Origin of the sequence: Paracoccus sphaerophysae, from assembly GCF_000763805.1 — a bacterium.
Lineage (GTDB): Bacteria > Pseudomonadota > Alphaproteobacteria > Rhodobacterales > Rhodobacteraceae > Paracoccus > Paracoccus sphaerophysae.
Window position 1 is genome coordinate 22,134 of sequence record NZ_JRKS01000036.1, and the last position, 8,360, is coordinate 30,493.

The 8,360-nt window shown below is 71.0% G+C and carries 8 protein-coding genes and 1 tRNA gene; 5 read left to right on the top strand and 4 right to left on the bottom strand.

Translation table 11 applies throughout. The features are described 5' to 3' along the window. Window positions 1-2: 2 nt before the first annotated feature. Window positions 3-2,387, bottom strand: coding sequence for a UDP-galactopyranose mutase (gene glf / locus IC63_RS10935; RefSeq protein ID WP_084115764.1), 2,385 nt, complete (start codon window positions 2,385-2,387; stop codon window positions 3-5). After that, window positions 2,384-3,538 carry a glycosyltransferase gene (locus IC63_RS10940; RefSeq protein ID WP_198026303.1) on the bottom strand — a complete coding sequence of 385 codons (1,155 nt, stop codon included), beginning with the start codon at window positions 3,536-3,538 and terminating at the stop codon, window positions 2,384-2,386. Before IC63_RS10940 ends, glf begins: the two co-directional genes overlap by 4 nt. Window positions 3,539-3,981: 443 nt before the next feature. Between IC63_RS10940 and IC63_RS10945 the strand changes: the two genes are divergently transcribed. Next, the gene (locus IC63_RS10945) at window positions 3,982-4,614 is read left to right on the top strand and encodes a TetR/AcrR family transcriptional regulator (RefSeq protein WP_052042123.1); all 633 of its coding nucleotides are present in this window, start codon (window positions 3,982-3,984) and stop codon (window positions 4,612-4,614) included. Between the two features lie 96 nt (window positions 4,615-4,710). Here the strand turns inward: IC63_RS10945 and IC63_RS10950 are convergent. Further along, window positions 4,711-4,787, bottom strand: a tRNA-Met gene (locus tag IC63_RS10950). A gap of 179 nt (window positions 4,788-4,966) precedes the next feature. On the opposite strand from IC63_RS10950, the gene IC63_RS10955 reads away from it, so the two are divergent. From IC63_RS10955 to IC63_RS10965, 3 genes are read left to right on the top strand one after another with little or no spacing between them, the layout of a single operon-like run. Next, window positions 4,967-5,926 carry a DnaJ C-terminal domain-containing protein gene (locus IC63_RS10955; RefSeq protein ID WP_036720231.1) on the top strand — a complete coding sequence of 320 codons (960 nt, stop codon included), beginning with the start codon at window positions 4,967-4,969 and terminating at the stop codon, window positions 5,924-5,926. Then, window positions 5,923-6,297 carry a hypothetical protein gene (locus tag IC63_RS10960; RefSeq protein ID WP_232222589.1) on the top strand — a complete coding sequence of 125 codons (375 nt, stop codon included), beginning with the start codon at window positions 5,923-5,925 and terminating at the stop codon, window positions 6,295-6,297. The genes IC63_RS10955 and IC63_RS10960 overlap by 4 nt, the downstream gene beginning before the upstream one ends. Next, the gene (locus tag IC63_RS10965) at window positions 6,294-6,743 is read left to right on the top strand and encodes a GFA family protein (protein ID WP_232222590.1); all 450 of its coding nucleotides are present in this window, start codon (window positions 6,294-6,296) and stop codon (window positions 6,741-6,743) included. The genes IC63_RS10960 and IC63_RS10965 overlap by 4 nt, the downstream gene beginning before the upstream one ends. Here the strand turns inward: IC63_RS10965 and rlmJ are convergent. Beyond that, window positions 6,728-7,504, bottom strand: a complete 777-nt coding sequence (gene rlmJ, locus IC63_RS10970) for a 23S rRNA (adenine(2030)-N(6))-methyltransferase RlmJ (protein WP_036720233.1) — start codon at window positions 7,502-7,504, stop codon at window positions 6,728-6,730. The genes IC63_RS10965 and rlmJ overlap by 16 nt on opposite strands. Before the next feature lie 569 nt (window positions 7,505-8,073). Here rlmJ and IC63_RS10975 point away from each other — a divergent pair. Continuing rightward, on the top strand, window positions 8,074-8,360 hold a 287-nt coding region (locus tag IC63_RS10975; RefSeq protein ID WP_036720235.1), incomplete at its 3' end, for an iron-sulfur cluster assembly protein.

Sequence of the window (8,360 nt, forward strand, 5' to 3'; positions counted from 1 at the left end):
ACTCACTCTCCGGCGAGCGTCGCCGCCAGGCCGGGCAGCCGCGCGTCCAGCCGGCGGTGGATCGCCAGCGCCTGCCCGACGACCTGGTCCATGTTGTAATAGCGATAGCTGCCCAGCCGGCCGGCGAAGACCACGTTGCGCTCGGCATCGGCCAGCGCCTCGTAGCGCTTGAACAGCACCTGGTTCTCGGGCCGCGGGATCGGGTAGTAGGGCTCGCCCTCGGCCGAGGGGATCTCGTAGGTGATCGAGGTCCGCGGGTGCACCTGCCCGGTCAGGTGCTTGTATTCGGTGATCCGCGTCCACGGCACGTCCTCGGCCGGATAGTTCACCACCGCGACCTCCTGGAAGCGGCGCTTGTCGTGGGTCTCGTGCCGGAACTGCAGGCTGCGATAGGGCAGCGGGCCGAAGCGGTGGCCGAAATAGGCGTCGATCGGGCCGGTATAGACGGTCAGCGGGCCGCGGTCGGCGGCGGGCAGATCATGGAAATCCTGCCCCAGCGCAAGGTCGATCAGCGGGTGGTCCAGCATCCGCTCGAACATCCGGGTGTAGCCGTCCAGCGGCATCGCCTGGAAGCTGTCGGTGAAATAGCGGTCGTCGGTGCTGGTCCGGGTCGGCACCCGCGAGGTCACTGACTTGTCAAGCTGGCTGGGGTCCAGCCCCCATTGCTTGCGGGTATAGCCCTGGAAGAACGTCTCATAGAGCCGCGTGCCGACCGCGTTCACCACCACGTCGCGGCTGTTCCGGATCTCGGCCACCGGCTCGGCCAGGGTGGCGAGGAAGGCCTCTGCCTCGGCATCCGAGGACAGGTTGAGGCCATAGAGCGCATTAAGCGTGGTGCGGTTGATCGGCATCGGCAGCCGGGCGTCGCCGACCTGCGCCAGCACCCGATGTTCGTAGGGGCGCCAGCGGGTGAACCGGGACAGATAGCTGACCACGTCGTCGCTGTTGGTGTGGAAGATATGCGGGCCATAGCGGTGGACCAGAACGCCCGCGGCGTCGAGATGGTCATAGGCGTTGCCGGCGATGTGGTCGCGCTTGTCCACGACCAGCACCCGCTGGCCCGAGCTCTCGGCCAGCCGTTCCGCCAGCACCGCCCCGGCAAAGCCCGCGCCGCAGATGGTCACGTCATAGCCGCGCGCACCGCGGCGGATGCCGGGGGCGGGGAAGCGGTCGCCGCCGGCCGGGCCGCGGCGGCGGCGGTCGGCGGCCTCGGTCACCAGCCGGTTCATGTGCCGGAAGGTCGCGTCCCAGCTTTGCGTGGCGAGCATCCGGTCCGCTGCGTCGCGCCAGCGCGCCGGCGCGGCCGCGTCGGCCAGCGCCTCGGCGCAGGCGGCCACGAAGCTCGCCGCGTCGCCCGCGATCCGCACCGCGGCCAGGTCGCCGTAATGGCGCACCACGTCGCGCACCGGGGTAGACACGACCGGCCGGCCGCCGGCGAGGTATTCCGGCGTCTTGGTCGGGCTGATGAAGCGCGTGGCCTCGTTGATCGCAAACGGCATCAGCGCCACGTCCCAGCCCGAGAGCCAGGCCGGCAGGTCGGCATAGTCGCGTTGCCCCATCCAGTGCAGGTTCGGGGCCCTGGGCAGGTCCTCGGACGCGATCTTGACCACCGGCCCGACCATCACGATCTGCCAGTCCGGCCGCGCCGCCGCGACCGCGGCGATCAGCCCGAGGTCCAGCCGTTCGTCGATCACCCCGTAATAGCCCAGCCGCGGCCGCGGCAGCCGCGCCTGTTCGGGCGGATCGGCCAGCGCCCCGCGGGCCTGCGCGAAATGCGCCGCGTCGACCGAGGACGGGAAGGCGTGGATGTTGTCGTGGCGGGCGCGCTTGGCCTCCCAGATCGACCAGCCGCCGGTGAAGACGACGTCGGCGGCCTCCATCAACTCGGCCTCGCGCGCGACCAGCTCGGGCGGGGCAAAGCGGAAGGCGGACAGCTCGTCCATGCAGTCATAGACCACCGCCGCGGCCTCGACGTGCCGGGCGATCGGCCACATCATCGGGGTGTAGAACCACATCACCGGCTTTTCGATGCCGGTCAGGCCCAGCATCTGGTCCAGCAGGGCCGACAGGGCACGCTCCTGTTCCTCGGGCGACCAGCGGTCGGGGACGCGGGGGCGGACGGACTGGACCGTGGTGCCGGCGAAGGCGTGGAATTCCAGATAGGGCAGATGGTGGCCGGTGGGAATCGCCTCTTCCCAGAAGATCACCCGCCTTGTGTCGGCAAAGCGGCCGATCAGGTGCTGCGGGCGCTGCAGGACGAAATCCCATCGCAGATGCGAAAAGCAGATCAGCGGCGGCTCGCCCGTATCGCCTTGCCCGAAGGCCGGTCCGACCGGAAGCGCATCGTCCAGGCACGGGCTGTCCTCGAGCGGGCGGGCGTCGTTCATGCTGCGTCCTTTCCATGCCGCGCGCGGCGGATCGCCTGGATCTCGGCGCCCAGCCGGGCGATCGAGACGGGCCAGCCCCAGCGCGCCAGCGCGACCGGGCGGGGTTCAAACTGGTCGGCGGTATCGACCAGCCGGCGCAGGGCGGCCGCGAAGTCGGCGCCTTCGGCAGCGGTCAGGCCGGTGTCGGGGGTGATGTACTGGCGCCCGCAGACAAGGCCGGCATTGGCCAGCACCGGCAGGCCGGCCAGCATGTATTCGGTCAGGATCGCCGGGGCCCCGTCGTCGATCCCGCAGACAACGCCGACGCGGGCGCGGTTGATCTGGCGGTTGACCTCGTCATGAGGGACCGGGCCGACGATCTCGACATCCAGCCCGCGGCGGGCGGCGTCGGTGCGCAGCTCCTCGGTCAGGTGGCCGTAGCCGACGACCAGCAGGGCGGTCATGCCCGGGTTCGCCTCGAGCGCGTCGAACAGCACCTGGTGGCGCTTGTAGGGCTGGGTGCAGGCCACGTAGACCACGTCGCGGTCCTTGGGCGCGCCGGTCGGAAAGAACGTCTCGCCCGAGGCGAACTCGGGCCCGATCGGCAGCACCAGCGTGCGGGCGCCGGGGACGCGGGCGCGGATCTCGTCGGACTGCCAGTCGGCGCCGGTCAGGAACAGGTCGAAGCGCGCCGCCTCGGCATCAGGGATGCGCAGCGCGGGGGCGTCGATCGAGTTGTAGATGCGGATCGCGCCGGAACAGGCGTCGAGGATCGCGGCGTCCACGCCCAGCCCCCAGACGCAGAGGATGTCGGGCACGCCGCAGGCGTCGAGATGCGCCACCATGTCGGCCGATCCGTAGGGCGCGGGATGGGCGTCGGCGCGGAACACCCGCCGGGTCAGGCCGGGCCGGTCGGGATCGGGCGTCCCGTCCCACAGGCCGCGATCGCTGTCGCACTGGCCGTCGAGGCCGGCAAAGCTCCAGATCTCGGCGCTCTCGGCGAGGCCGGCGGCGACTGCGGCCAGCGGCAGGCGCTCGAGGTAGCCTCCGGTGACGGCGATGGGGGCGTCGGGCCGCCCGGACTCACGGCGCGGCCAGGCCGGCAGGGCCGTATCGCGCGGCCCCGGCGGCGCGGCCGAACAGAAATCCGAGATTGCAACGATCTTGCCCAAGTCCAATCGCCTTCCGACATGGATATCCAGCCGCGTAAGATTTCCGTAGCATGCGGCAGAGGCGATGCCCGGTCAGCCCAATGGCCGGGAACGCCGCCGATGTTCATTCTTTCCCCTCTATCCCGCGCGTGAGGGCACGGCAATACTATGTAACATTTGTTATATGTTACTTCTCAACCTTCTGTTGCGCCGCCACAATCGCGATTCGGTGGTCACCCGCGACGGCGCCGATCACGGCTCAACCCGGCAACGCGCCGCGGGTTCATTTCGTGAAAGGCCGCGCAGGTTGGCGGCCGAGCGGCGCTGGGCTATACGGGCCATTCGGATTGCCGGAAAACACGAAAGGAACGACCGGTGCGTCGTTCGGACAGCAGCATTCTCGCGCGCCGGGCTATCGGTGCCGACCGGCAGCGCCGTCCCGGCGTCGCCGCGGCGGCTGCGTCGTGAGACCGCAGGGCAGCCGGAACGCCGGCTACCACGCGCGCCAGGCCGAATTGCTGGACCGGATGACCGACCGGCTGTGCGACCGGCACGGCGGGTGGCCGACGCTGCGGGAACTGGCGGCGGCGGCAGGGTGCAGCGTCTCGACGCTGAGCCATTACTTCGGCCCCCGCAATGCCATCGTCGCCGCCGTCCTGCATCGCATCGCTGCCGGGACCGTCGACCAGATCGAGGGCACCCCGATCCCCGAGGGCGACTTTCCCGCCTCGGTCCAGCGGGCGGCCGAGCGCGCCACGGGGGCGCTGCACGACCCGCGCATTTCGGGGCTGCTGGCGATGGGGCTGATCGAATCGCTCAGCGCGCGGGCGCTGGGACCGACCTTCCTGGGCACCATGCTGGACCCGTTCGTGGACGCCCTAGCCGAGCGCCTGGACTGCCATGTCGCCCGGGGCGAGATGCGCGCCACCGACACGCGGATGGCCGCGCTGGCGCTGATCTCGCCGATCATGATCGCGGCCCTGCACCAGCGCCAGCTGGGCGGCGAGGCCTGCAACCCGCTGGACGCGGGCGCACATTGCCGCCACGTCGCCGACTCCTTCGTCGCCGCCTACGCCACGGCCGGGCCGCAGGGCTGAGGCGGGCGGCAGGCTGACCGGGTCCGGGCCCCGCCAAGGCTGCGTCTGGGAAGGGGGCACACCGGCGCCGCCGTCGCACGGCGTCGGGGGGGTCGATGGTAGCGGAGGAGGGACTTGAACCCCCGACACGCGGATTATGATTCCGCTGCTCTAACCAACTGAGCTACTCCGCCCCGACATGCCCGTTCGGGTGCGGGGGATTTAGGGCTCGCGCCTACGGGCGTCAAGCGAAAATCCGGCCCCGCCGTGCCGCCGCGCTTGCCATGCGGCGCCCGACGCGGCAGGGAAACCGGGGCGCGAAACCCCGCCGGCGCGGGATGCGTTGCAGGATCAAGAAAGACGAGGACCAAGGATGGCCGACGACCCCTATGCCGCGCTGGGCGTATCCCGGACGGCCACCGAGGCCGAGCTGAAGAAGGCCTATCGCAAGATCGCCAAGGCGGATCATCCCGACCTGACCGACGACAAGGCCGCGCATGACCGCTTCAAGGCGGCGTCGGCCGCCTATGACCTGCTCAAGGACCCCGACCAGCGCGCCCGCTTTGACCGCGGCGAGATCGACGCCCAGGGGCAGGAACGCGCGCAGCGGCGCTATTACCGCGACTTCTCGGAAGCGCAGGGCAACCCCTATCGCGGCGAGGCCAATTACGGCGATTTCTCGGACGTGTTCGCGGACCTGTTCGGGGACGGCGGGGCGGCCGGCGGGCGCGGCGGGTTCGGGCAAGGCTGGCAGTCCGGTGGCCGCGGCGGGGCGCGCAGCTTCGACATGCGCGGGCAGGACCACCGCTATACGCTCGAGGTCGATTTCCTGACCGCCGCCCGCGGCGGCACCACCCGCATCACCCTGCCGGACGGCAACGTGCTGGACGTGACCATCCCCGCCGGCACGCGCGACGGCCAGACCATCCGGCTGCGCGGCAAGGGCGGCGCCGGGATGGGCAACGGGGCCGCGGGCGACGCGCTGCTGTCGGTGACCGTTGCCGACGATCCCGACTGGCGCCGCGACGGCGACGACGTGGTGACCACCCTGCCGATTTCGCTGGACGAGGCGGTGCTGGGCGCCAAGGTCGAGGCCGACACACTGGACGGCCCGGTGATGCTGACGGTGCCGGCGGGCGCCTCGTCGGGGCGCAAGCTGCGGCTGCGCGGGCGCGGGCTGAAGGGCGCGGATGGCAGGCGTGGCGATCACTACGTGGAACTGCGGGTGGCGATGCCGCCGGTCGTGGACGACGAGCTGGCCGAGTTCATCCGCGGCTGGCGCGCGAAGAACGCCTATGACCCGCGCGCCGACCGGGAAAGGGGGGGACGATGAGCGGCTTGACCTCAGGCCCGACCACGGGCTCGATGACCCGCGCCGAATTGCAGCGGCAGATCCCCGGCCTCACCGAGGCGCGGCTGGCGGAACTGATCGCCGCCGGCATCGTGCGGCCGGTCCACAGCAACTCGGGCGACCGCTTCCGCGAGATCGACGCCGCCCGGCTGCAACTGGCGCTGGATCTGGAAGACGCGTTCGAGCTGCATGACGAGGCGCTGGAACTGGTGCTGTCGCTGATCGACCAGCTGAACGGCGCCCGCGGCGACATGCGCGCCATGCTGGGGGCGCTCGCCGAAGAGCCGCCGGAAACCCGCGCCCGCCTGCGCGGCCTGATCCGCGAACTGCGCGTCGTCACGGTGCGCCGGTGACCGATCCGCTGCCGCGGCTGGTCGAGGGCAAGGCCCATCTGGCCGAGGCCTGGGGTGGCTGCCAGTGCGGCGCGGTGCGGTTCCGGGTCCGTCTGGCCGACGGGCTGCGCACCGCCAGGCGCTGCACCTGCAGATATTGCCGGATGAAGGGGACCGTCGCCGTCACCGTCGCCGAGGGCGGGTTCGACCTGCTGCAGGGGGCTAATGCGCTCAGCGAATACCGCTTCAACACCGGCGTTGCCGCGCATCACTTCTGTCGGGTCTGCGGCGTCAACACCCATCCTGCGCGGCGATCAACACCGGGGCAGCTGGCGGTCAGCGTGGCCTGTTTGGACGGGTGCTCGCCCTTCGACTTTGCCGAACTGCCGGTGATGGACGGCGAGAACCATCCTTCGGACTCGGGGCGGTCGCGGCGCAGGGGCGTCCTGCGTTACAGCCCCGAATAGATCGCGGCCAGCCGCGCCGCCTCGTCGGCCAGCCCATAGGGTGGGTTGATGACGAACATCCCCGACCCGACCATGCCGTGACCGGGACGCGCCGGGGGAAAGCCGACCTCGGACCGCAGCGCCTCGGGATGCGCCGCCGCCAGCGCGTCGGCCATCGCGGCGTGGCGGGCGTCGGCCAGGATCGGATACCACAGCGCGATCATGCCGACGTTCCACTTGCGCGCCATGCGGTCCACCCAGCCGGGAAGGCGGTCGTAGTCCGCCTTGACCTCGTAGCTGGGGTCGATCAGCAGCAGCCCCCGCCGCGGCGTCGGCGGCAGCAGGGCGTTGGCCATCGCGAACCCGTCCTCGTGCCGCAGGTCGGCCCAGGGGGCGTTGGTGGCCAGCGCCGCGTATTCCGCCGGGTGCAGTTCGGCCAGGCGCGCGGCATCGCCGGGGCGCATGAAATGCCCCGCGATCAGCGGCGATCCGGGATAGGCGCCGGGCCCGTGCCGCGCGCGCACCGCCTGCAGTGCGGCGCGCAGCGGATGCGCCGCGGGCAGCCAGCCCTCGGCCAGCGCGCGGGCGATGCCGGCTTGCGCCTCGCCCGTCCGCCGCGCCTCGGCCGAGGCGATGTCGTAGAGGCCGCGCCCGGCATGGGTTTCCAGGTAGCTCAGCGGTTTCGGCTTGTCGGTCAGCCGCGCCAGCGCCGTCGCCAGCAGCGCATGCTTGTGGACGTCGGCCAGGTTCCCGGCGTGGAAGGCGTGCTGATAGGACAACATGCCGCCGTGCCTAGTGCGAGGGGTGCCAAAAGAAAAGCGGCGGCGCCCAGGGAGGAGGAGGGGCGCCGCCGCACAACGCCGGTCCGGGGAGGAGGTGGACCGCGTCTTCCGGTGCGACGGGCGAGGCCGCCGCGAATGTCGTCCCGCGCTGATCCGGCGGGAAGGAAGCGGCGACCCCGGGGAGGAGGAGAGGGGTCGCCGCCGACAACACGAACCCAGGGAGGAGGAGGGGTCCGGCTGCGTTCCGAAGCGACACCGGGGAGGAGGTCGGGGTCGTTTCGTAGGCTCAAGATGGCGGTGATGCTGCGACTGCACAACGTACATTTTGGGCTAACTGCCATGCGGTGAATGCATGGCTTGCGCCGGATTCTGACCTCGCAGCGCTAACATTCGCTTGATTTTGCCCAAGGACCAAGCACGGTTCCCGTGTGTCATGCATTTGACGCAACGTCCAAATGGGACTCAGGCGATTTTTTCTGCGTGGCAGCAATGGCCCGCCGGTGGGTGGCCGTCGAATCGCCGCTGCCCTATATCAGGGTCAGCATGGTTCGGAACGGAAGGTGGCGGCGATGGCGACGCAGGCGGATGTGATGCAGGAACTGGCGCAGATTGCGGCCCCCGGCGGGCGCAGCCTCGTCGAGGCGGATCTGGTGCGCGCCCTGACCGTGACCGGGGACGAGGTGCGCTTCGTGCTCGAGGCGCCCGACGCGATCTTCGCGCGCGAGCTGGAACCGGCGCGGGCCGAGGCCGAACGCCGCCTTCGCGCGCTGGGCTTTCAGCGGGTGAACATCGTGACCACCGCCCCGGCGGGCCGCGCGCCCTCGGTCGCCGCGCAGTCGGGGCAGGGGGCGGGGCC